Raw genomic sequence first — 22,692 nt, 5'->3', positions numbered from 1 at the left:
ATAATAAAAAGACACCCTCTAAAAAAACGAGAATGCCTCTTTCTAATTAACCTTCAATGATCTCCATCTTCTCCGTAATCGGTGTACGAGCTTTTCCTTCTGGTGCTTTATCGAAATAGCCGATATGAAGAATTCCAATGATGCGTTGGCCTCGTGTTAAACCAATTCCTTCTATAAATAGTGGATTGTAGTTTAATCCACCTGATTTCCAAACACAGCCTAATCCGCGTTCCCAAGCAAGTAATTGGAAGTTTTGCATAAATGCACATGTTGCAGCGTAATCTTCATCACGTTGAATTTGACGCGGATCTTCATTAATGTAAACAACGATTTGTGCAGGTGTGCTTAAGAAACGATCAGATAAAATCTTGCCGCGTTTCGCTCTTTCTTCTTCTGTGAAAGAGTTTAATACTGCGTCTACTAATTTCTGACGGCCTTCTCCAATGTATAATTTACAATTCCATGGTTCACGGTGTTTATGATTCGGTGCCCATGTTGCGTCGTTTAATAGTTCAATTAATAGCTCTTTTTCTACTGCTTTATTTGTAAATGTACGAACAGAGCGTCTTTCTTTAATAACATTTGCGATGGAAGTATATGTAGTCATATTTTTCTCTCCCTTATTTTTATCTATATGTATAATTCCGTTATTGATATTGATTTTCAATTTCGATTATAACCTAGTTTTTCACTATTAATCAATGTTTTATGTTGGAAAACAGCTAAAAAATTAATTTCTCGTTGTGAATAAAAAAACTTGGTGTGTTCACAAGTTTTTCACATTTTATGGAAATGATATGTGTAAGTTTTCCACATTACCCATCTAGGAGGAGTTTATATGTACAAGAAAATCGCAGTAAGTATGACTATGGCAGCATTATTGTGCGGGATATCTGTCTTTCCTGCTTCCGCTGCCACGCCAAAAGAAGTAACAATGCACCATCATAAGCCTATTTCAGAAGAAGAAATGCAGTCGCTCGAAAAACTCGGCTATAATAAACATGAAATTTGGAAAGCTGCCCACATTGCAAGAATAAGTAAAAAAGAAATTAAGGACGTTTTAGCTTACTATAAGCAAAATAAATCTTGGGAGAAAACAGCCGAGCATTTCGGTGTAGACCCAAGTAAATTGAAAAAGCATCATATGAATAAAGAAACGAAAAAAGCACTACTGCAAAAATTAGCAAATATGCAAAAGTCCACACCAGATGGACTGAAACAAAAAATGAAAGAATATAACATCGGCTTACGCCAACTTACCGTGTTAACAATCATCTCTCAAAAAAGTAATACCCCTCTTGACGATGTACTAAAAATGAAAAAAGATGGGATGGATATTAAACAAATTGCGGAAAAATTAAATGTTAAAAAAGAAGATATACGGGCAGAAATGATTAAATTAGTGAAGCCTATTAAAGAAAAGAAAACAAATTAGCCTGTCAAAAAGGAAGAGATATTCAATACTCTTCCTTTTCTTTATCCCGCTATTTGTGGGTAGTAAAACTCCTACCTCAAAATTCGGCTGGAGCAAAGAAGTTAGGTGGGAGTCGTGCTGCCCGTAAAATCCAGATTATTAGCCTTCACTTTATGAACTTTCAATTTTCAAGTATAAATTCCCGTCTTTCCCAAAAACTAACACAAGTAAATGATGTGTGTAAGGGGTGAGGAAATGTTCCGTGTATCATCTAAAAAGAAGAAAAAAGCACTCTGTTCTATTCCGGAGTTTATCCACACTATGAAAGAATCCAGTGATTTCGTGTCTTATAACGTAGTAGACGATGGAACATTGTGTTTGTTTTATTATAAATCTACAGCTGAATCACTCCTCATTAATCGATTCATTTTAACACCTATTAAAAGAGAATTAGATCACATTGAAAATATAAGTGATATAGCAAATATCGTAACACTCGAGGACATCATCACCAACCCTTCTATTGATGATATTCGTGAAAAATTATTAAGTGGGTATGTACTTATTCAGCTAAAAAATGATTCTCACTCAGCAGAATATGCACTTATTCGTGCTGAAAGTTCGGTTTTAGGTACACGGTTATATAACGATACAGAGAATGAATATAGTGTCATCGGTCCAAAAGTCGGCTTCGTTGAGAATATCGATACAAATATACACTTACTTCGGCGAAATATCGTAACAGAACAATTAGTTTTCAAAGAAGTTATAGTTGGTTCTATATCAAAAACAAAGGTCGTAGTTGCTTACATCGAAGGCATTACAAATGATCAGCACGTCAATACTGCAATGCAGCGCCTACAAGGCATTGACTTTGATGTTCCTTTCGATGCGACTATGATCGAACAATTTATTAGCGATAATAGTAACTCTCCCTTCCCTGTTTTACTACCTACAGAGCGCTTAGATCGTTCTGTTTATGCACTCATTAATGGTGGTGTTGTCATTTTAACAGATGGTTCACCATACGCATTAGCTGGACCGGCGACATTACTCGATTTCTTCGTATCTCCAGAAGATTATTATTTACCATGGATAGCAGGCTCATTTCTTCGAATGGTTCGCTTTTTCGGAGCAGCATTCTCTCTATTTTCATCAGCTATTTATACAGCTGTATTAACGTATCACTATCAAATGATTCCTGCGGATTTACTAGGTCCGATTATTTTTTCAAGAGCTAATGTACCCTTTCCGCCCATTTTAGAAGCACTTTTTTTAGAAATCACAATCGAATTGCTCCGTGAAGCTGGAGCACGATTACCTACAAAAGTTGGACAAACAATCGGCATCGTTGGCGGGATTGTAATTGGCCAAGCATCTGTTCAGGCTGCTTTAACGAGTACCATTTTATTAATTGCGGTTGCCTTATCAGCACTCGCTTCTTTTACAACACCAACTGTAAAAATGTCTTCTACTATCCGGATACTACGATTTCCACTTATTCTTTTAGCTGGTGCATTTGGGGGCTTAGGTCTCATTGTAGGATTCGTATTCATATTAGCTCATTTAATTCGCTTAAAATCACTTGGATCACCTTATTTATTACCTTTATATCCATTTCGCGGTTTAGGGACAGCAGAAGGTCTCCTGCGCTTACCATTTAGTCAAACTGCAGGGCGCGCCTCTTTTCTGAGACCAAAAAAGAAATGGCGCTATGATCCAAACAAAGCGAAAGAAAAACGCGATGGTGAGAAAAAATGAAAAATATTTTACTATGCTTTTCCATTATCATTTTAATTTTCCAATCCGGCTGTACACAAACGAATATAGTTGATACGCAGCGAATTATTCATGTGGGTGGATTCGATATAACGAAAGATAAAAAATTCCGTGGGACGATTTTATATCCGGATTACACAAAAGGAGTGCAATCCAAACCAGAAACTCAGTCAACTACCGCTGGTACCATTGAAACAATCTCTTCACTCCTAAACGCCAAATCGCCACATACTATCGCTGTAGGTCAAATGCGTGTTGTCCTATTTGGAAAATCATTTGGCGAACGTGGAATTGGGGATGTTATTAACAACTTGCAACGTGATCCTAACATTGGCCGAGATGTGCAGCTAGCACTTGTAGATGGTTCAACAGAAAAACTACTTAAACATGTCAAAACAAATGGATCGCTATATCTGTCTGATTTACTGGAGCAAAATATAGAAACCGAGACAATCCCTCGGACAGCTTTAAATATTTTCTTATATAACTTTTATTCATCAGGTTCCGATCCATTTCTTCCTTACATTCAAGTTGCAGAAGACAAGTCTGCTTCCATTAAAGGACTCGCTTTTTTAAAAAAGGATAAAGTAGCTATGTATACAGATAAAACAGGATCTTTTTTATTTAAATTACTCATTAATCCAACTAACAATGGACGTTACGAAGTTCCGATACGTCAAGGTAAACATAAAGGATTAATCGCAACTCAAAACTTATCTGGAAAAAGTTTTTGTTCCCTTTCCCAAAACGGTGACATTCCGAAAGTTAACATCCACTTAAAATTAAATGGACTCATAAAAAACGCTCCCGACTGGCTTGATTTATCAAAAAATAAAAACATAACTTATGTAAAAAAACATGTGGAGAACACACTTGAAAAACATTTAAATGAATTAATAAAACAATTTCAAGAAAAAGAAATCGATCCAATCGGGATACGTGAAGAAATTCGTAGCCACTCAAGAAAATGGAGTATAAAACAAATTCAAGAAATGTATCCTAGCGTAGAGGTTGCTGTTCATGTGCAAATCAATGTCGTGCAATCTGGTATCGGAGAATAGTGAGGTGCTATAATGGCTGAACAAAATAAAACAAATACTGTTTCCCCTTATTTCGCATTTCTTCTATTACACTCCCTTCAAATCGGAGTAGGTGTGTTAGGATACCAAAGAGTTATTGCGCAATATGCCGGTTATGATTCTTGGATTTCCCTTATTGTCGCTGGTATTGCAACTCATATCGTGCTCTTTTGCATGCTTAAAATGTTAGAAAAAGATAATGATTTAATGAATATTCATACGACATGTTTTGGAAAGTGGATTGGAACATTTTTTTCCGTGTGCTTTGCTGCATATCTTCTATTATTTTGCCTTACTGTTCTTCGTACATATATTGAAGTCATTCAAGTTTGGGTCTTTCCTACAATTAAACCGTGGAAATTAACGTTATTATTTTTACTCGTAACATATTACGTAATAAAAGGTGGATTCCGCTCTGTAACAGGAATCTGTTTTTGGGGCGTCATAATACCGATTTTCGTACTATTTTTCTTAGTTTTCCCGATGAAATACGCACATGTCCGTAACATTTTCCCAATTCTCACTCATTCACCTTTAGACATTCTAACTGCAACTAAAGCATCTGCATTAGAATTTCTTGGATTTGAAGCAATCCTTATTTTTTATCCATTTATAAAAGAAGGAAAATCGTTAAATAAATGGGCACATAGCGGTATTGCTTTTACAACCATTCTATACGTAATATTAGCGCTTGTTTCCCTTATGTACTATAGCCAAGGACAACTACATCATACAATTTGGCCAACATTAACGATGCTAAAAATTATTAAGATTCCCTTTATCCAAAGGTTTGAGTACATTATTATTTTCTTATGGTTTCTTATTATTTTACCTAACCTTTGTTTAACGATTTGGTCTTCTTGTTGCATTAGTAAGAAATCTTTTCACATACCATTTAAAATTACACTGCCATTTTTTATCGCAGCTATATTTATTTCATCCTTGTTTTTCACAAACCGGGAAAGTATCAATACATTAAATACGGTACTATCTCAAGCTGGCTTATATATTGTATACGCTTATATTCCAGTTTTATTTCTATTCCATTCACTACGATGGCGCTTCAAAAATAAGTCGAAAAAATCTTCTCCCGACACCCCATGATATTTGATACAATTTGATTAATACATTTGTAAAGGGGACAAGCGAATGAAAAGGTATATATTTTCTTTACTTGTAGTACTGAGCTTAATTCTTACTGGATGCGGGAGTACTGGTACAGATGAAAAAAAATCTTCTGAATCAAAAGAAGAACATGACCACGCATCACATACTCAGCAAGCTGACATTCAAGAAAAGACAAAAGGGGTCGACACACTTCCGGCCTTCCTAGACAAGCTTGATCCACAAATGAAAGACATCTATACTGTCGCTGGACAAAATGCTGAATTATTAGATTGGATTCCTTGTTACTGCGGGTGTGGTGAAAGTGTAGGGCATAAAAATAATAAAAATTGCTTTATTCGTGAAATCAAAAAGAATGGTGAAGTTGTTTGGGATTCCCATGCAATAACTTGTGTAAATTGCTTAGAAATCGCGGTTGAATCGGCTTCCATGAAACAAAAAGGAAAATCAACGCTCGAAATTCGTAACTATATCGACAATAAATACAAAGAAGGGTATGGCAAGCCAACACCTACGCCAATGCCAAAAGCATAAAAACGAGGAAATCCCTCGTTTTTCTCTTTTCATTCACCTTTTTTCTTAACAAATTCTTTCAAGTGTATTTCTCCTTACTTGTCACACACTATATATAACTCCTCGGTAAGGAGGGTACACAGTGCAAACATATAACGACTATGATAAAGCTCTCTATTACACGTATTGCTGTAATTGGGATAAATTACTCGTTCTCATGGTTCAAACGAACGATCAATTATTTTCTAAGCGTATTGAGCATTTTTTACACGCTTATCAATACAGTAAAGAACTACCAGAAGTTGATAAACAATTGCAGCTCCTATTTCAATATATTGACCACGCATCCCAAAAGTCACATGTAGAAGAAGTAGAGCAAATTCAAATGTAAAATATAGCGCTATTCTCTTTATGAGAATGGCGCTTTTTAAAATGTTCATATCAATAAATGTTTCCCCTCATAAAACTTTTATTGATAAACATATTTTTTCTTTCTTTTCCCTACTACTTCATACTATAATTTAGTATGTAACTATTATAAGTGAGGTATAAAATATGGGACGAGAAAAAAAGCAAGAATATGCTTTACTTACTGCATGGGGAGCTTCGTTTATTGCTACATTAGGAAGTCTATACTTTTCCGAAATTATGAAATTTGAGCCTTGTGTCCTTTGTTGGTATCAACGTATTTTTATGTATCCATTTGTTTTATGGCTCGGTATCGCTGTAGTAAAGAAAGACTATCGCATTGCAAGTTATTCTTTACCAATCGCAAGTATTGGTGCTTGTATTTCTTTATATCACTATGCAATTCAAAAAATCGCAGCATTTTCAGCTGCTGGAGCAGCTTGCGGCCGCGTACCTTGTACGGGAGAATACATAAACTGGTTCGGCTTTGTAACAATCCCGTTTTTAGCTCTTATTGGCTTTATCACAATCGCTATTTGCAGCTTTATTGTAATTAAAAACAAATAAGGAGATGAAAGAATGAAAAAAATGCTTATATTTGGTGGTATTATTATCGCCTTGTTTGCAGCAATTTTCGCTGTAACACAAATGGAAGAAAAAAATGCTTCAACAAGCCAAAAAATTGATAATGCTACTAGTCAATCAGATGGTCCTGACTACTACACAAACAAAATTTCTCTTTCAGATCTCCAAAAGAATTTAAAAGAGAAAAAAGAAGAAACAGTATACTTTTATCAAACATCTTGCGTTCATTGCCAAAAATTATCTCCTATCGTAGTACCAATGGCTAAAGACTTGAATGTTGATATGAAAGTTATGGATATTGAAAAATTAGATGCTCCTTGGGATGAATATAAAATTAAAGGAACTCCAACAATCATTCATTTTAAAGATGGTAAAGAAGTGAGCCGTATTAGCGGAGAACAACCGGAAGACAAATTAAAAGAGTGGCTTGAGCAAACGAAAAAATAATAAGAAAAGGAAACTCCTTCTATACATGAAATGGGCGTAAAATCCCACACTAATGTATGAGGAGGGGGTTTTATGCCAGAAGTGAAATGCTCTGTTTCCAATTGCTCATTTTGGGGACAAGGTAACCTTTGTCAAGCAAGTGCAATCGTTGTTCAACCTGATGCACAAGAAGCAGGTCAAATTGAAAACAGTTCATATACAAACGCTACTTTAACAAACGAGACGCTTGAAAGTTCTGTAACAACGAGTGTAGAAACGTGTTGTCATACATTTAAACCGAAATATTAAACGTAAAAGCATACGATTGTCGTATGCTTTTTTACATTCCTCTCCAAACATCATGCATCATAAAAAAGTACAAAATAACGAGAAGGACCGTCCCGCATAAAGTAATGCGCCGATATACACTCTTCTCCCCTTCCCTCGCTTTAACAAATGCCCAAATAAATCCAACGAACAATATTAAATCAATATATGGAACATAAAAGGAGAAGACGAGTAACGCATATAAATACACGATAAATAAACAAGTCGTGATTAAGAAAATTTTAAATGCAAATTCACTTTTCATAATGTGACCGCCCCCCAGTCTGTACTGTATTATATTCAGCAAAACATAATAGTTGCTGTTTCAATTTTTTTATCTCACTATTTACAGGCGCGCGATTGGTATGAAATCATTAAAACCAACTAAACTTCATCACAAATAAGCTACCGCCTATACACGGTAGCTATTATGGAACATTATATTTCCTTTTATATATGTTACTTAAAATCGAATAAGGTAATTGCTCATAACGAATTTTTTCTCCCGTTACATCTACAATATACAAATTGTTTCCTATATAATAGGTTCCATCTTTTCGTTTTGAATACACTGTATATTTTTCATTTGGCAATACCGTTTTTACTTTCGTCAATTGTCCATTTGGTTCTTGCCAATATATATTTACACGATCTACTAACGTAAGCATTCCAATTTGTTCTTCTTCTACTTTACGACCATTCCAACTCACAACCCGATAACCAAGCTTATACGCTTCATATTCGGGACTCGTATGAAAACGAGAAATAATTACTTTCGTCTGTAATTGTACCCGGTCGTATAACCATTGTATGTCCCGATCGTGCATGCGAATACAACCATTCGACTCCCTGCTTCCAATCGTCCATTCCCGATTTGTTCCATGAATTGCATATTCCTTTTTATCTAGACCTAACCACCTCGTACCGAGAGGGTTATTCGGAGCACCCCCAGCTATTTTTTTACGATGGTATTCTTTATTTTTATATTTAGTTATAATACAAAAATTACCCTCAGGCGTCGGGGTCCTGTCTTTTCCTGTCGTTATCGGAAATGTCTTAGTATAGTTTCCATCTTCAAAAAAAGACAGCTGATTCGTCGTAAGGTTAACTAATATTAAATGATCTGTATTAGCAAAAACGCTAGCTGGCAGGCAGAAAAATAGGATTACGATAAACCATACTTTCTTCATCTAAATCCTCCCTAGCACTAACATCATAATAAAGTAAAACTTTACTCGTTGGGGGATTTTGTCCATCCCCACTGAGGATTAGCCTTCACCAATCGAGCATTTACGGACATTTATCTCCCACCTAACTTCCTTGTATTCACCGAATTGTTAGGTAGGAGTCTTACTGCCCGCAAATAGCGGGATAAATACAATTAACTTTACTTTGCTCTTATAAATGAAAACTATCCATTCACAATTACTCCACCATTTACATGCATCATCTGTCCCGTTACATATGCCGAATCACTAGACGCTAAATATACATATGCAGGCGCTAATTCATACGGCTGACCAGGCCTTTGCATAGGAACATTACTCCCAAACTGTGATACTTTTTTCTCATCAAAACTGGATGGAATAAGCGGTGTCCAAATTGGGCCTGGTGCAACACCATTTACACGAATTCCCTTTTGTACTAACGACTGAGATAGCGATCTTGTAAAAGCGACAATCGCTCCTTTCGTTGCAGAATAATCAATCAACTTTTCATTTCCTTCATACGCAACGATAGATGCCGTGTTTATAATTACATCCCCTTGCTTTAAATGAGAGAGGGCTGCTTTTGTAACATGAAAATAAGAAAAAATATTAATACGGAACGTTTTTTCTAACTGTTCCGCTGTAATATACTCTAGCCCTTGCTGTGGATATTGCTGTGCGACGTTATTCACAAGAACATTTAAACTCCCCAGCTGCCGGGCGGTCTCTTCCACAATATCTTTACAATGTTGCTCATTACTTAAATCCCCCGGCAGCAATACACAATTCACGCCTTCTTTCTCAACAAGTTGTTTCGTCTCATTCGCATCTTCGTCCTCATCTAAATAAGCAATCGCAATATTTGCTCCCTCTTTTGCAAAAGCGATGGACACAGCTCTCCCAATCCCACTATCTCCCCCTGTAATTAATACATTCTTTCCTTTTAACTTTTCGCTTCCTTTATAATTAGGATCTTCAAACTTTGGAAGAGGATTCATTAACGATTCAATACCAGGCTGTTTATTTTGATGCTGCGCTGGCATCGTTAAAAAGTTTTTTTGCTGTGGCATAACTTCCTTCAACTCCTTTCCCCTTATAATGTGCACAATAATAAAAACTACTTACACATTAAAAAACCGCAATTTACACGCAATTTTACGGTTAACATTCGAATTTAAGACATAAAATATGAGTTGTTCTAAAGTTTTTATGCAAAACTATTGCAAAATAGATAAAAAACGAATATTATATATAACTGTTGTGGAAATTATTCGTAAAAAGAAAGGATGTTTATATGTTTAACCTTTCAAAACATAAAACTTCTATTAAAACTGAAATCATGGCAGGTATTATTACCTTTTTAACAATGGCATATATCATTGTCGTAAACCCTGTCATCCTTGGGGATGCAGGCGTTCCGTTTGAACAAGCATTTACAGCTACAATTATCGCTGCTGTTGTCGGAACATTATTTATGGCAATCTTTACAAACTTACCAATCGCAATTGCACCGGGTATGGGATTAAATGCTTACTTCTCTTATTCTGTTGTAAAAGCTCATGAAGGCATGACTTTCGCGATTGCATTCTCTGCTGTATTCGTAGCAGGTATGATTTTAATTTTGTTATCATTCACATCATTCCGTACAAAATTAATGGAAGTAATTCCTGAAAACTTAAAACATGCACTTACTGCTGGTATCGGTCTTTTTATTGCTTTTATCGGTTTGCGCTTAACGGGAATTGTTACAAAAAATGATGCAAACTTAGTTGGGCTTGGCGATCTTCACTCTGCTCCAGTTCTACTAGCATTAGCTGGCCTTGGAATTACAATTATCCTTATGTCTTTAAATATAAACGGGGCACTATTTATCGGAATGTTATTAACTGGTATTATTGCTTACTTCACAGGTCAATTAACATTCTCAAGCGGCGTTACATCAATGCCTGGATTACCAGAAGGAATTATCGTTTCAAATCCAATTACTGCTGTATCTGATGTAATTAACTACGGATTATACGGCGTTGTGTTCTCATTCTTCCTTGTTACACTATTTGATACAACTGGAACATTACTTGGTGTAGCACAACAAGGTGGATTTATGAAAGATGGAAAGCTTCCAAAAGCAGGACGAGCTCTTCTATCTGACTCATTCTCAGCAACAATTGGAGCTATGTTCGGAACAACACCATCAACAGCTTACATTGAATCATCTGCTGGTGTTGCAGCTGGTGGTCGTACTGGTTTAACAACTGTTACAGTAGCTGTTCTATTTGCATTAGCAGCATTCTTCGGACCGTTAGTGAGCGCTGTTTCTGGCGTTTCAGCTATTACAGCACCATCACTAATTATCGTTGGTAGTCTTATGATGGGCTCAGTTCGCCACATCGATTGGGATACATTCGATGAAGCATTCCCAGCATTTTTAGTAATCTTAAGCATGCCACTTACATCAAGTATCTCAACAGGTATTGCACTTGGATTTATTTCATACCCACTTATGAAAGTGGCAAAAGGACAATTCCGTGCTGTTCACCCACTTGTGTATTTATTCGGGATCTTGTTCGCTTATCAATTAGTTTTCTTACCACATTAAAATCCCTCGTAAAGAGGGATTTTTTATTTACAAAAAAACATTTGACAACAGCATACACTTATGGAATAATTCGAAATAGTTAAATATTCGATGTCTTATCAAGAGCAGGTGGAGGGATGAGCCCTACGAAGCCCGGCAACCGACCCATTTATGGGCACGGTGCTAATTCTTACAACACATTGTGTTGAAAGATAAGAGTAATATGATAAGACGTCTTTTCTATATGAAAAGACGTTTTTATTTTCACTCCCTCCTCTCTTTTCTTAATTTAGGAGGGATTTTTTTATGAAAAAATTATGTTCCACCGTACTCATTATTCTCTTACTCGCATTAACAGCTTGCACAAATGAACAAGATGCTATCTCTTCACAAAAGCAACAAACGGTGAAGAAAGAAACTACTACAGCAGCAAATCATTTACAAACAGAAATTCCAAGCCAAGTAAAAAAGCCATTAAAAATCGCATTAATTATGCAAATGTCCATCGGAACTTTTTCCTCTCAATATATTGAGGGTGTCAAAAAACAAGTCGAGCTATTCGGCGGCAGTGTGCAAGTCTACAATTCTGATAATGATTTAGCAAAAATGGCAGCAAATCTAGATACTGCTATTAATTCAAAAGTTGATGGTATTTTAATTGATCACGGTCGCTCTGAAGCACTAAAACCCGGAGTAGAAAAAGCATTACAAGCGAATATTCCTGTAGTTGCATTTGATAACGACCTACGCTTACCAGGCGTAACGATTATTGATCAAGATGACTATAGTCTTGCATGGAAATCATTAAAAACGTTAGCGGAAGATTTGAATGGACAAGGGAATATCGCCGTCGTATGGGTTGGCGGATTTGCCCCAATGGAACGTCGCAATATTATCATTGATGCTTTTTATAAACGTTATCCAAATATAAAAGAAGTTGCACGCTTTGGTACCGCTAGTAATAACACACCACTTGATACGCAAACACAAGTAGAGGCTTTACTAAAAAAATATCCGAAAAAAGGTGATTTACAAGCTATTTTCGCTTCGTGGGATGAGTTTGCTAAGGGGGCCGTCAAAGCACTCGAACAAGCTGGTCGTACAGATATAAAAGTATACAGCATTGACTTAAGTAATGAAGATTTACAACTCATGCAAAAAGAAAATTCACCTTGGACTGCTACGGCTGCAACCGATCCAGCTGAAGTCGGTAAAGTTCAAGTGCGTTTCTTATACAAGAAAATCGCTGGTGAACAAACGCCAGATATTTATTCACTAGAACCTTATTTAGTAAAAAAAAATAGTTTGCCACAAGAAAATATAACGATGGATCAATTATCAAAACATATAAACGGTTGGGGAGACTCGAAAGATGCATATTCACCTTGGATGAAAAAATTAGAGAAGGAGAAAAAATGATGACATTCTCTCTTCAAAACATTACACATTCTTATCACATCTCTACCCCTGTACTAGAAAATGTTTCTATTAACATACAAAAAGGAAAAGTTCACGCTTTACTAGGAATGAATGGTGCAGGAAAAAGTACTTTACTAAAAATAGCAACTGGTGAAATTCAACCAGTTGCTGGGAATATAAAAATTGATAATCAGTCTATTTCCTTTACTTCACCACGCGATGCAAAAAAGCATGGTATTTCTTTCGTAACACAAGAAGTGGATCACGGACTTATTCCTGGATTATCTGTATTAGAAAATGTACTAATCGATCATTTAGCAATGCAAAATAAAGTACTATTTTCAAAGTCAAAATTAGTCTCACTCGCTAAACAACATTTGCAAACTGTACAGGCTGATTTAAATGTTTCGGAAGATGTTTCAAACTGCTCATTACATGAAAAACAATTACTTCTTATCGCAAGAGCTTTATCCAACAATACAAATTATCTTTTATTAGATGAGCCTACTTCTTCTCTTGGACCGAAAGAAGTTGAAACCTTCGGGCAACTATTAAAAGATTTAACATTGAAAGGAATTGGCATCATCTTAATTTCTCATCGTTTATCAGAGATTCGAAATTTCGCGGATGATGTAACCGTATTACATAACGGTAAAGTTGCACTTTCTGAAGCGATTACAAAGGTTACAGATCAACAAATTGTGGAAGCGATGACTGGAAAACAACTTACACTTCCTATTAATACAGCGCCAAAACGAGGGAACGAAGAATTATTTAAAGTACAAGAACTTCCATTACACAAAGACCATTCTCCCCTTTCTCTCACCGTACGGAAAGGTGAAACTGTTGTGATATACGGATTAATTGGCAGTGGCAAAACAACACTTGCTGAAACGTTATTTGGTACTCGTCATACTTATCACGCAGAAATAGATGGTCAAACAATAACAATTAAAACACCGCGAGATGCGATTAAAGCAAAGATCGCACTTGTACCAGAGGAAAGAAGAAAACAAGGCGTATTTCTTTCGGAAGATATTATAAGCCACACTAATTTACACCAATCAGGTTGGAGACGAAAGCAAACCGAAGTAAATAATGCTACTACAGCAATTTCTTCTTTCAGCATTTCACCCAATGACCCAAAAGCATTTATTCATTCACTTAGCGGTGGAAACCAGCAAAAAGTCTCCATTGCAAAGTGGCATGGATTCAAACCGAATCTATTTCTTTTGGACGAGCCAACTAAAGGTGTAGACATAGCTGCAAAACAAGACATTTTTCAATTCATTCGTAACATTACTGAAAACGGAAGTTCCGTAATTTACTTCACAGGAGAACAAGATGAAGCACTACATATCGCTGATCGCATTCTTATACTCGCAAACGGAGAATTTGTAGGTGAATACTTACCAGACGAACTATCTCCTGAACAGCTTTTACATTTATCTGAAGGGAGTTATTCCATTGAATCTCGTTCATAAAACAAAAACTAAGAAACTATATTTACCTACTCATCTTTTTTATCAATTTAGTACGATTGCTATCATTATAGGTGTTACAATTTTCTTCTCTATCGTCAACGATTCTTTTTTAACATACAACAATATTAGTGATATTTTACGTTCCATTTCTATCGTAACGTTACTTGCAATTGGTGTTACCTTTACATTAATTGTAGATGGATTTGATTTATCAGTCGGCTCTACCGCTAGTTTAGCAACCATTGCCGCTGCTTCCTGTCTCGTTTTGTATCGACAAGAACTATTAGTCACACTCCTTGTTCCTATTCTTTGTGGGCTATTAGTTGGATTATTAAATGCACTACTCGTTATCCGAATTAAACTACCAGATTTACTAGCTACATTAAGTATCATGTATATCGTGAATGGACTACACTTAACATTTTCAAAAGGATCTTCTATTTATGAAGGAATGTCTGGTGCCAAAGGACATTTTATTCCATCCTTTTTATTTATCGGTCAAGGTTCTGTGTTAGGAATTCCAGTCCCTGTCATTATCATGCTTATCGTCGTTTTAATTGCATATGTATTTTTAGAAAAAACAACGTACGGTCGTTTCTTTTATATGACAGGTGGGAATCGAGAAGCTGCTAGACTAGCTGGTATTCCTACTGATCGTTACCGTGTATATGCTTATATGATTAGCGGTTTACTTGCCTCTATTGGCGGTATTATTCTATGTAGCCGCGTTGGAACAGGACAAGTTTCAGCTGGCGCCCCATTATTAATGGATGCAGTTGCAGCTGCCTATATCGGTTATGCAATGTTCGGTGCTAAGAAACCAAATGTCATCGGAACATTTCTTGGTTCCGTATTAATTGGAATCATATTAAACGGCCTTACAATGATGAACGTTCCTTATTATGCGCAAGATATCATTAAAGGCAGTATTTTAATTGCAGCTTTAGCCTTTTCATTTATTAAAAAGAAGCGTAAATAAAAAAGTAGCGCATCGAATTCCGATGCGCTACTTTCCTTTTGCAACAATCACACGAACTACTTTCAACGCAAAAAGCAAAAGACCGTTCGCTATTGCTGTAACACCTAAGAAGATTGCTATCATAAGCTCTCCCATTCCGTTATTAAATATAAAAATAATAGAAGAAATGAAAGCCAAAATAAACAATATGAACGCTGGTATATATTTAATAAAAGGCTTCTCAAATGATCTTTTAGAAAGAAGAAATGTAATTAACAATGTCATAATAAAAACAAAATATACCGCAAATAAAAAAGTCATATGAAAGCCTCCTCTACGACCAAACTACTTAAAAGAGGTTAGAAACCTTTAATATTTCTCATTTACCTGCAATTCTTTACTATACTTTTGAATGAACACTGATGAAATAACCATTACCATTCCTATACTAAAACCAATAAGCTGATCTAATAACATTTCATCATGAATGAACCAGCGCAGTAGAAATACGCCACCAAAAATAAGCAACATAGTAAATCCAGTATGTCTAAGCCCTTTATATACATTTTCCATATGTATCACCTCTCTACATACTTTTATCCATATTATACCATAACCCAAAAATGTATATAACCAACATTCGGTATTGAAACCAATAATAAAAAAGGCTGCAGAGAACTCCTTCTCCACAGCCTAATTATTATTTTTGCAAAAACGCCTGTAAATCTGCAAATTGTCTCTTTGCATCTTCATAGCCTTGCTCATATAAACTTTGTAATTTAGCCGTATCCTTTTCCATACGATCTACTTGAAGCGGCACTTCTGGGCGAATAACAAATAAATTACCCGCTTGCTCTTCTTTTTCAATGTAGTGAAGTGTTTCATTATACACTTCATAACGATTCAGCATCGTATTTACAAGGTTTGGATACTTCTTATAAGCCTTTGCTGCAATCCAACCAAATTTTGATTTTTTCTTCGCGTAACCATGATTTCTCGTCAAAATAACGACTAATTTTTTAAATCCATCTTCCTGTGCTTTACGAACTGGAATCGGATCTGAAATCCCGCCATCTAACAATTGCTTACCTCGGTAGTTTACTGCCGGTGCAATGAAAGGTAATGAACTAGATGCTTGCAATAAATTTAGTGCATCATCATTCGTTCCCTCTTTTTCAAAATAAACAGACTGTCCTGTTTCACAATCAGTTGTTCCTACAAGGAAACGCTCTGGACTATTAAAGTATGTTTCAAAATCAAACGGTACATGCTTTTCTGGAATTTCATGAAAAATGAATTCCATATCAAATAGCTGACGTTTTTTCCACAAGTTTTTATACGATAAATACTGCGGATGTGATGCGTAATCAATATTTACTGTTTTATTTCTATTTCTTTGTCTGGAAAGATACGACGCTGCATGACAAGCACCAGCTGATACACCAATTACATATGGAAAATATAAATCTTGTTCCATAAAATATTCTAATATCCCGCCCGTATATACACCACGCATACCGCCGCCTTCTAATACTAACCCCGTATTTTCAAGCATGTTACTCTCTCCTCTATATATATTGACTCTTTAATTATTCACTATGTTAAGTATCTTTTTCTATTATATATGAGTTCTTTCAGAAATTATATTCAAAAGGCTTGAGAAAAAGGTATTTTTTCTTCCAATTATATTTCCAAATGACCGGTGACATCCTTTATAAACCTTTGAATACAATCTTGCTCTTCTTTCGTATATCCATCTAAAAGTAACAGCCACTTTTCTTCAGCTTGTTTATGCAACTTTTCATGAGCCTTATATATTTCAGCTCCGCTTTCTGTTAGACGGAAGAAAATTTCCTTTTGATTATCTAACATTTTCATCTTCTCAACAAATTGTTTTTGGAACAACTTTGTACAAATTTTAGAGATTGCTCCCTTCGTCATCCCCATCTCTGCCGTAATTGCAGTTACATTCATCAATCCTGTCTTTCCGATGCACTCGATAACATGTAACTCAGATAAAGACAAACCACTTACACCTGTCTCAAGAAGAAACTTCTCATTATTTTCTTTCAAATGCTCTTCTTTTTTATGCACAAGTGTACGAATATCCGAAAGTATTTCCATTTGTTTCGTTGTACGTTCCAATCCGTTCGCCTCCTAAGTTTCCAAAGAAACAATTTAACTATATACCATTTTAAAATCATTTTTCCATCTTTACAAGTGAGAAAATCATGTTAAAATAAATTTAGTTTCCAAGGAAACTAAATAACAAGGAGGTTAACACTATGGAAAAAACCAAACTGAATTTCATTTTATATGTTGTCTGTATGAGTGCCTTACTCGGTTCCTTCGCTCAAAATATTTATACACCTATCTTGCCGATGATTCAAAATTCGTTTCATACTTCTCTTTATCTTGTAAATTTAACCGTTTCACTTTTCACATTCGTTCTTGCGGTTATGCAGCTCATATACGGACCTTTAATTGATACAAAGGGAAGAAAATTTGTCCTTATCCCTAGTTTAATCATTAGTACAATCGGCTCAATTGGTTGTGCTTTCTCACCAAACATTTACTTATTTCTATTTTTTAGAGCTGTTCAAGCTATAGGAATAGCGGCTATACCTGTAGTTGCAGCAACGATTATCGGTGATTTATTTGAAGGAAAAGAACGCGGAGAAGCGATGAGCCTTTATCAAATGTTACTTGCTCTCGCACCTGCAATCGGTCCTCTCATAGGTGGCTATCTCGGCAGTATAAATGGCCACTTATCTGTATTTCTTTTTTTATCTACAATTGGCATCATCTTATTAATTATAAACATTTCACTACTTCCAGAAACAAAACCAAATGTAATTGAGAAACCTAAAGCAAAAAAGAATTACTGGCTTATCTTAAAAAATAAAACTGGATTTTCCATTACACTTATTGGCTTTATTCAATTTTGTATATATTTCTGTTTCCTCGTTTTTTTACCTAGCATATTAACAAATATATTTCATCTAAGCGCAAGCGAAATTGGTCTTATGTTTGTACCGATGTCCCTTTCTCTTATGTTAGGAAGCTATTGCTACAAATTTTTGCAAAAACATTTCACAACAAGGCAGGCTTTATTCATCACTAGTTTCTTCAACATTATATGTGTCACTTTATTCTCTTTCACATATAGCATCAATATCCCATCCGTAATTATCGTTACCTCTTTATACGGTTTTAGTATGGGACTTTCTATGCCGACTCACACTACTTTATTAACGGAAGAATTCGTACAAGAACGCGCAACTGCCATCGGTATGTACAACTTCATTCGCTATCTTGGTATGGGTACAGGGCCTATTGTAGGTGGGTTTCTTTTATTTAATCAAAATTACTTTTGGATTTTCTTCCTAGGGGCAATTATATTTCTACTTATAGTTTTACACGCAATGAAAATGCTACATTCCCATGCTGCACAAAGAGCTTAAGAGACCTATAGATGGTCTCTTAAGCTCTTTGATCAGCAACGATATGAATATCAATATACTTCGTTTGTCTCATAATTTCATTTACAATAGAACCTTTTCGTATTTCTTCCCACCGTGTTCTCGCCGATTGCCCAAGTAAAACTTGTGTCACCTGTAGTCTTTTTGCAACTTCAATAATAACATCAGCGGGCTTTCTTCCCTTTGCTTCTTCTAATACAAAGCTCGCATCAAATTGATTCGTTAGCGATTTCCATTCTTCAATCGTTTGCTTTTTGCCTGCTGAAATAGAATCTATATTTTCTCTTTCAACGTTTAACACATACAATTCAGCATTTAGCCGATCAGCCATGCGCCAACCTCTCCGTATTAATTTCTCTGCTGTTGAACTGTATTGTACACAAACGAGAATTTTTTCTTTCACACCGATCGGTTCTATTACTGTTTGGCTAATTTTCTCATCCATATCATCTGCAACTTCTCGAAGTGATAACTCTCTTAATGCCCCTAAATTATTTATCGTAAAGAAGTTTTGTAAGCTTTGTTGAATTTTTTCTTCCTTATATATCTTTCCATCTATTAATCTCTTCCGGAGTACCTCAGGTGTTGCATCAACAAGCTGAATTTCATTTGCTTTTTGTAAAATAAAGTCTGGAATACGCTCTCGTACTTTGACATTCGTAATTTGAGCTACAATATCATGAACACTTTCTAAATGTTGAATATTAAATGCTGATAATACAGATATACCGGCATCTAACAATTCCTGCACATCCATGTAACGTTTCTTATTTTTCGACCCGGGAATATTACTATGCGCAAGTTCATCCACAACAACAATTTGTGGTGCCCGCTTTATAATTCCTTCCACATCAAGCTCATAAAATCCCTTTCCTTTATAATCTATTTCTTTTAAAGGGACTTTTTCTAAATCAGCAATCGCTTCTTCTGTCTCTTCCCTACCATGTGTTTCAATTAAACCAATTACAATATCAATACCGTCTTTTTTCATCTCTCTTGCATCAAATAGCATTTTATAACTTTTCCCAACTCCAGGTGCAGCCCCTACGTATAGCTTTAACTTTCCGCGATTTTGCTGCCGAATATATTCTAAATACTCTTCTGGCGTTCGCCTTTGAAACGTCGGTTTATAGTCATCCGCATACAAAACACTCACAACCTTTCTTTCGAAACAACGCTACCTCAATCCGTTAGATTGAGGTAGCACTGTTACTATTTCATTAATTTCTGCAATTCTAAATTTAGCTTTAAGACGTTTACACGATCCTCTCCAAATAAACCGAGTGCAGCTCCTTCTGTTTGATCCTTAATCAATTGATCTAGCTTTTCTTTCGGAATATTCGTTAATTTCGAGATGCGATCTACCTGTACGGAAGCCGCCTTCGGACTAATGTCAGGATCAAGCCCTGAACCTGAATTCGTCACTAAATCTATCGGTACTTCTGTAACTGGAACGGCCCGGTTTTGTTTCTTCCAGTCATCAATACTTTTCTCAACTCGTTTTGCTAAATCTGGATTAGACGGTGCATAGTTATTTGAACCAGATGCTTCTGCTTTATATTCTATACTAGAGACACGTCCATGAAAATAACGTGGATCTGTGAAATTTTGACCGATTAATTTTGAACCAACTACTTCATCTTTATCATTATATATAAGACTTCCATCCGCATTATCCTTCATTACCGCTTGCGCAATACCAGTTACAATAAGCGGGTATACGAGGCCGCACAAAACTAGAAATGTAAAAGTAATACGAATAATTGGTGAAAGTATACTTTGTTTTTTCGCCATCTTTTTCCCCTCTTCCTTATATGAACAAGCCGACAATTATATCAATTACTTTAATTCCAATGAATGGAACGATAACTCCACCAAGCCCATAAATGAGTAAGTTTCGGCTAAGCAATGCATTAGAACTCATCGGTTTATATGCAATACCTTTCATCGCTAACGGAATTAGTAGTGGAATAATAACTGCATTAAATATTAATGCTGATAAAATCGCTGAAAGTGGCGATGTTAATTTCATAATGTTCAATGCTTCCATTTGCGGAATTGCTAATGTAAACATCGCTGGAATGATTGCAAAGTATTTTGCTATATCGTTTGCAATACTAAACGTCGTTAACGCACCTCGTGTCATTAACAATTGCTTACCGATTCCTACAACCTCAATAATTTTAGTTGGATTCGAATCTAAATCGATCATATTTGCTGCTTCTTTCGCAGCTGTCGTACCACTATTCATCGCTAACCCAACGTCAGCTTGCGCTAATGCCGGGGCATCATTTGTACCATCACCTGTCATCGCTACAAGTTTCCCTTTGTCTTGTTCTGCTTTAATAACCGCAATTTTATCTTCTGGTTTACACTCAGCAACGAATTCATCTACTCCTGCTTCCTTTGCAATTGTTGCTGCTGTTAACGGATTATCACCTGTACACATAACCGTTTTAATCCCCATTTGGCGCAATTGTTCAAAACGTTCACGCATACCAGGTTTCACTGTATCCTTTAAATATATTAAACCGTAAATACGATTGTCTACTGCAACTACAAGTGGTGTTCCGCCTTCTTTTGAAATTAAATCTGCTTTTTGATTCACATCTTTTGGAATCATCCCGCCTTGCGATTGAACCCATTCAATCACGGCACCAACAGCACCTTTTCTCACTTTCGTTCCATCCTGTAAATCAACACCGCTCATTCTTGTTTCTGCTTTAAATGGAACAAATTCACCTTGTTCTGCAATTTCTCTATTATATGATATAGATTTCGTTTGTACATATTCTATAACAGATCGACCTTCTGGTGTTTCATCTAAAACTGAGCTAATCGCAGCCCATTTTCCTACTTGCTCAATCGTTTCATTTCCTACTGGTAGCAGTGTATGTGCCATCCGGTTCCCGAAAGTAATCGTACCTGTTTTATCTAAAATAATCGTATTAATATCGCCCGCAGCTTCTACTGCTTTCCCTGACATCGCTAATACATTAAACTTTGTTACGCGGTCCATCCCAGCAATACCAATCGCTGATAATAACCCACCAATTGTCGTTGGAATTAAACAAACTAACAATGCTACAAGTACAGCTGTATCAATTTGAAACCCTAAATAGTTTGTAAAAATCGGCAACGTCACAACGACGATTAAGAAAATTAGAGTTAAACTCGTTAATACTGTATTTAAGGCAATTTCATTCGGCGTTTTTTGACGCGCAGCTCCTTCTACTAAAGAAATCATTTTATCAATAAATGATTCGCCAGGGTTACTCGTAATTACAATCGTAATCTCATCACTTACGACCATCGTACCGCCTGTTACTGAACAAAAATCACCACCTGCTTCTTTTATAACAGGAGCTGATTCCCCTGTAATTGCAGATTCATCGACAGACGCTAAACCTTTAATTACTTCACCATCATTTGGAATCATTTCTCCTTGTTTTACAATAACAACGTCACCTTTTCTCAGATCAGTTGCTGAAACTTGAACAATATCTCCATTTTCTTTTACAACATTTGCAAATACATCTTTCTTCGATTGTTTTAAAGAATCAGCTTGCGCTTTACCACGCCCTTCAGCTAAAGCTTCTGCAAAGTTAGCAAATAAAACTGTAAATAATAGAATGAGAGAAACTGTTATATTAAACCACCCTGGTACACTACTAGAACTACTTGGAAGAAAGGATAAAATTAACGTAATGATAAATCCAATTTCCACAACGAACATAATCGGATTCTTTATCATTACTTTCGGATTCAATTTCGCAAAGGATTGTTTCATCGCATGTGTCACGATATCACGATCCATCGTTTTTGCTTGTCTAACCTCATCTTCTACAGCATGTATTTGTGATTCATTTACTCTTTTTTCTTTTACTACTACCGGTCTCATCATTTACCC

The 22,692-nt window shown here is 35.9% G+C and carries 25 protein-coding genes and 1 riboswitch; of the genes, 14 read left to right on the top strand and 11 right to left on the bottom strand.

The window, feature by feature from the left end:
* Window positions 1–46: 46 nt before the first annotated feature.
* Window positions 47–607 carry a nitroreductase family protein gene (locus B5P42_RS00280; RefSeq protein WP_044444615.1) on the bottom strand — a complete coding sequence of 187 codons (561 nt, stop codon included), beginning with the start codon at window positions 605–607 and terminating at the stop codon, window positions 47–49.
* 231 nt (window positions 608–838) lie between these two features.
* Here B5P42_RS00280 and B5P42_RS00275 point away from each other — a divergent pair, with 231 nt between their 5' ends.
* The 9 genes from B5P42_RS00275 (at window position 839) to B5P42_RS00235 (ending at window position 7,638) form a co-directional block, all read left to right on the top strand.
* A complete protein-coding gene (locus B5P42_RS00275; RefSeq protein ID WP_113733351.1) occupies window positions 839–1,435 on the top strand; it encodes a hypothetical protein in 597 nt (198 codons plus the stop codon).
* Window positions 1,436–1,669: 234 nt separating this feature from the next.
* Window positions 1,670–3,175, top strand: coding sequence for a spore germination protein (locus B5P42_RS00270; RefSeq protein WP_088033964.1), 1,506 nt, complete (start codon window positions 1,670–1,672; stop codon window positions 3,173–3,175).
* Window positions 3,172–4,254: a spore germination protein GerYC gene (gerYC, locus tag B5P42_RS00265; RefSeq protein WP_088033967.1), complete on the top strand. Its 1,083-nt coding sequence runs from the start codon at window positions 3,172–3,174 to the stop codon at window positions 4,252–4,254. The genes B5P42_RS00270 and gerYC overlap by 4 nt, the downstream gene beginning before the upstream one ends.
* A 12-nt stretch (window positions 4,255–4,266) precedes the next feature.
* Complete coding sequence (locus B5P42_RS00260; RefSeq protein ID WP_088033970.1) at window positions 4,267–5,376, top strand: GerAB/ArcD/ProY family transporter; 1,110 nt, start codon at window positions 4,267–4,269, stop codon at window positions 5,374–5,376.
* A 45-nt stretch (window positions 5,377–5,421) separates the two neighbouring features.
* Complete coding sequence (locus B5P42_RS00255) at window positions 5,422–5,931, top strand: PCYCGC motif-containing (lipo)protein (protein ID WP_113733350.1); 510 nt, start codon at window positions 5,422–5,424, stop codon at window positions 5,929–5,931.
* A gap of 121 nt (window positions 5,932–6,052) precedes the next feature.
* Window positions 6,053–6,301, top strand: a complete 249-nt coding sequence (locus B5P42_RS00250; RefSeq protein WP_001195459.1) for a YhdB family protein — start codon at window positions 6,053–6,055, stop codon at window positions 6,299–6,301.
* A 164-nt stretch (window positions 6,302–6,465) separates the two neighbouring features.
* A complete protein-coding gene (locus B5P42_RS00245; protein WP_002140448.1) occupies window positions 6,466–6,885 on the top strand; it encodes a disulfide formation protein C in 420 nt (139 codons plus the stop codon).
* A 12-nt stretch (window positions 6,886–6,897) separates the two neighbouring features.
* A complete protein-coding gene (locus B5P42_RS00240) occupies window positions 6,898–7,350 on the top strand; it encodes a thioredoxin family protein (protein ID WP_002201704.1) in 453 nt (150 codons plus the stop codon).
* Window positions 7,351–7,422: 72 nt separating this feature from the next.
* Window positions 7,423–7,638 carry a DUF1540 domain-containing protein gene (locus B5P42_RS00235; protein WP_002029883.1) on the top strand — a complete coding sequence of 72 codons (216 nt, stop codon included), beginning with the start codon at window positions 7,423–7,425 and terminating at the stop codon, window positions 7,636–7,638.
* 31 nt (window positions 7,639–7,669) lie between these two features.
* Here the strand turns inward: B5P42_RS00235 and B5P42_RS00230 are convergent, their stop codons facing one another.
* From B5P42_RS00230 to B5P42_RS00220, 3 genes are all read right to left on the bottom strand, one after another.
* Window positions 7,670–7,921, bottom strand: a complete 252-nt coding sequence (locus B5P42_RS00230; protein WP_002029881.1) for a hypothetical protein — start codon at window positions 7,919–7,921, stop codon at window positions 7,670–7,672.
* Window positions 7,922–8,084: 163 nt separating this feature from the next.
* Window positions 8,085–8,846, bottom strand: a complete 762-nt coding sequence (locus tag B5P42_RS00225; RefSeq protein WP_002029880.1) for a L,D-transpeptidase — start codon at window positions 8,844–8,846, stop codon at window positions 8,085–8,087.
* Window positions 8,847–9,067: 221 nt separating this feature from the next.
* Window positions 9,068–9,934 (bottom strand): SDR family oxidoreductase, encoded by an 867-nt coding sequence (locus B5P42_RS00220; RefSeq protein WP_113733458.1) that lies wholly within the window; start codon window positions 9,932–9,934, stop codon window positions 9,068–9,070.
* A 224-nt stretch (window positions 9,935–10,158) separates the two neighbouring features.
* On the opposite strand from B5P42_RS00220, the gene B5P42_RS00215 reads away from it, so the two are divergent.
* The 4 genes from B5P42_RS00215 (at window position 10,159) to B5P42_RS00200 (ending at window position 15,321) form a co-directional block, all read left to right on the top strand.
* Window positions 10,159–11,460, top strand: a complete 1,302-nt coding sequence (locus B5P42_RS00215) for an NCS2 family permease (protein WP_002029878.1) — start codon at window positions 10,159–10,161, stop codon at window positions 11,458–11,460.
* Window positions 11,461–11,552: 92 nt separating this feature from the next.
* Window positions 11,553–11,658: riboswitch (SAM riboswitch) on the top strand.
* A gap of 87 nt (window positions 11,659–11,745) precedes the next feature.
* Complete coding sequence (locus B5P42_RS00210; protein ID WP_113733349.1) at window positions 11,746–12,858, top strand: sugar ABC transporter substrate-binding protein; 1,113 nt, start codon at window positions 11,746–11,748, stop codon at window positions 12,856–12,858.
* Entirely contained in the window at window positions 12,855–14,342 is a 1,488-nt protein-coding gene (locus tag B5P42_RS00205) for a sugar ABC transporter ATP-binding protein (RefSeq protein ID WP_107887915.1), read from the top strand. The genes B5P42_RS00210 and B5P42_RS00205 overlap by 4 nt, the downstream gene beginning before the upstream one ends.
* Window positions 14,326–15,321 carry an ABC transporter permease gene (locus tag B5P42_RS00200; RefSeq protein WP_001054978.1) on the top strand — a complete coding sequence of 332 codons (996 nt, stop codon included), beginning with the start codon at window positions 14,326–14,328 and terminating at the stop codon, window positions 15,319–15,321. The genes B5P42_RS00205 and B5P42_RS00200 overlap by 17 nt, the downstream gene beginning before the upstream one ends.
* A gap of 27 nt (window positions 15,322–15,348) precedes the next feature.
* On the opposite strand, the gene B5P42_RS00195 is transcribed toward B5P42_RS00200, so the two are convergent.
* From B5P42_RS00195 to B5P42_RS00180, 4 genes are all read right to left on the bottom strand, one after another.
* Window positions 15,349–15,621: a hypothetical protein gene (locus tag B5P42_RS00195; protein ID WP_000143386.1), complete on the bottom strand. Its 273-nt coding sequence runs from the start codon at window positions 15,619–15,621 to the stop codon at window positions 15,349–15,351.
* 48 nt (window positions 15,622–15,669) lie between these two features.
* The gene (locus B5P42_RS00190) at window positions 15,670–15,873 is read right to left on the bottom strand and encodes a hypothetical protein (protein ID WP_000432819.1); all 204 of its coding nucleotides are present in this window, start codon (window positions 15,871–15,873) and stop codon (window positions 15,670–15,672) included.
* A gap of 127 nt (window positions 15,874–16,000) precedes the next feature.
* A complete protein-coding gene (locus B5P42_RS00185; RefSeq protein WP_113733348.1) occupies window positions 16,001–16,855 on the bottom strand; it encodes a patatin-like phospholipase family protein in 855 nt (284 codons plus the stop codon).
* 128 nt (window positions 16,856–16,983) lie between these two features.
* The gene (locus tag B5P42_RS00180; protein ID WP_113733347.1) at window positions 16,984–17,445 is read right to left on the bottom strand and encodes a MarR family transcriptional regulator; all 462 of its coding nucleotides are present in this window, start codon (window positions 17,443–17,445) and stop codon (window positions 16,984–16,986) included.
* Between the two features lie 140 nt (window positions 17,446–17,585).
* Between B5P42_RS00180 and B5P42_RS00175 the strand changes: the two genes are divergently transcribed.
* Window positions 17,586–18,764: an MFS transporter gene (locus tag B5P42_RS00175; RefSeq protein ID WP_113733346.1), complete on the top strand. Its 1,179-nt coding sequence runs from the start codon at window positions 17,586–17,588 to the stop codon at window positions 18,762–18,764.
* A 19-nt stretch (window positions 18,765–18,783) separates the two neighbouring features.
* Here the strand turns inward: B5P42_RS00175 and kdpDN are convergent, their stop codons facing one another.
* Genes kdpDN through kdpB form a run of 3 tightly spaced genes read right to left on the bottom strand, consistent with a single transcriptional unit; the run spans window position 18,784 to window position 22,683 of the window.
* Window positions 18,784–19,938, bottom strand: a complete 1,155-nt coding sequence (gene kdpDN / locus B5P42_RS00170; RefSeq protein ID WP_131247276.1) for a KdpD-like non-kinase potassium sensor — start codon at window positions 19,936–19,938, stop codon at window positions 18,784–18,786.
* A gap of 56 nt (window positions 19,939–19,994) precedes the next feature.
* On the bottom strand, window positions 19,995–20,576 hold the full coding sequence (kdpC, locus tag B5P42_RS00165) for a K(+)-transporting ATPase subunit C (protein WP_016101775.1): 582 nt from the start codon (window positions 20,574–20,576) through the stop codon (window positions 19,995–19,997).
* Window positions 20,577–20,592: 16 nt separating this feature from the next.
* The gene (kdpB, locus tag B5P42_RS00160) at window positions 20,593–22,683 is read right to left on the bottom strand and encodes a potassium-transporting ATPase subunit KdpB (protein ID WP_113733344.1); all 2,091 of its coding nucleotides are present in this window, start codon (window positions 22,681–22,683) and stop codon (window positions 20,593–20,595) included.
* Between the last annotated feature and the right edge of the window lie 9 nt (window positions 22,684–22,692).

Origin of the sequence: Bacillus sp. SRB_331 (assembly GCF_003264175.1) — a bacterium.
Lineage (GTDB): Bacteria > Bacillota > Bacilli > Bacillales > Bacillaceae_G > Bacillus_A > Bacillus_A mycoides.
Note: the sequence above shows the minus strand (reverse complement) of the source record. Positions and strands in the feature narration are given on the sequence as shown.

Coding starts and splice junctions, on each gene's coding strand:
- kdpB (WP_113733344.1), bottom strand. CDS start 22,683: ATGAGACCGGTAGTAGTAAAAGAAAAAAGAGTAAATGAATCACAAATA.
- B5P42_RS00255 (WP_113733350.1), top strand. CDS start 5,422: ATGAAAAGGTATATATTTTCTTTACTTGTAGTACTGAGCTTAATTCTT.
- B5P42_RS00210 (WP_113733349.1), top strand. CDS start 11,746: ATGAAAAAATTATGTTCCACCGTACTCATTATTCTCTTACTCGCATTA.
- B5P42_RS00235 (WP_002029883.1), top strand. CDS start 7,423: ATGCCAGAAGTGAAATGCTCTGTTTCCAATTGCTCATTTTGGGGACAA.
- B5P42_RS00190 (WP_000432819.1), bottom strand. CDS start 15,873: ATGGAAAATGTATATAAAGGGCTTAGACATACTGGATTTACTATGTTG.
- B5P42_RS00220 (WP_113733458.1), bottom strand. CDS start 9,934: ATGCCACAGCAAAAAAACTTTTTAACGATGCCAGCGCAGCATCAAAAT.
- B5P42_RS00185 (WP_113733348.1), bottom strand. CDS start 16,855: ATGCTTGAAAATACGGGGTTAGTATTAGAAGGCGGCGGTATGCGTGGT.
- B5P42_RS00175 (WP_113733346.1), top strand. CDS start 17,586: ATGGAAAAAACCAAACTGAATTTCATTTTATATGTTGTCTGTATGAGT.
- B5P42_RS00195 (WP_000143386.1), bottom strand. CDS start 15,621: ATGACTTTTTTATTTGCGGTATATTTTGTTTTTATTATGACATTGTTA.
- B5P42_RS00230 (WP_002029881.1), bottom strand. CDS start 7,921: ATGAAAAGTGAATTTGCATTTAAAATTTTCTTAATCACGACTTGTTTA.
- gerYC (WP_088033967.1), top strand. CDS start 3,172: ATGAAAAATATTTTACTATGCTTTTCCATTATCATTTTAATTTTCCAA.
- kdpC (WP_016101775.1), bottom strand. CDS start 20,576: ATGGCGAAAAAACAAAGTATACTTTCACCAATTATTCGTATTACTTTT.
- B5P42_RS00215 (WP_002029878.1), top strand. CDS start 10,159: ATGTTTAACCTTTCAAAACATAAAACTTCTATTAAAACTGAAATCATG.
- B5P42_RS00270 (WP_088033964.1), top strand. CDS start 1,670: ATGTTCCGTGTATCATCTAAAAAGAAGAAAAAAGCACTCTGTTCTATT.
- B5P42_RS00225 (WP_002029880.1), bottom strand. CDS start 8,846: ATGAAGAAAGTATGGTTTATCGTAATCCTATTTTTCTGCCTGCCAGCT.
- B5P42_RS00240 (WP_002201704.1), top strand. CDS start 6,898: ATGAAAAAAATGCTTATATTTGGTGGTATTATTATCGCCTTGTTTGCA.
- B5P42_RS00280 (WP_044444615.1), bottom strand. CDS start 607: ATGACTACATATACTTCCATCGCAAATGTTATTAAAGAAAGACGCTCT.
- B5P42_RS00275 (WP_113733351.1), top strand. CDS start 839: ATGTACAAGAAAATCGCAGTAAGTATGACTATGGCAGCATTATTGTGC.
- B5P42_RS00260 (WP_088033970.1), top strand. CDS start 4,267: ATGGCTGAACAAAATAAAACAAATACTGTTTCCCCTTATTTCGCATTT.
- B5P42_RS00245 (WP_002140448.1), top strand. CDS start 6,466: ATGGGACGAGAAAAAAAGCAAGAATATGCTTTACTTACTGCATGGGGA.
- B5P42_RS00205 (WP_107887915.1), top strand. CDS start 12,855: ATGATGACATTCTCTCTTCAAAACATTACACATTCTTATCACATCTCT.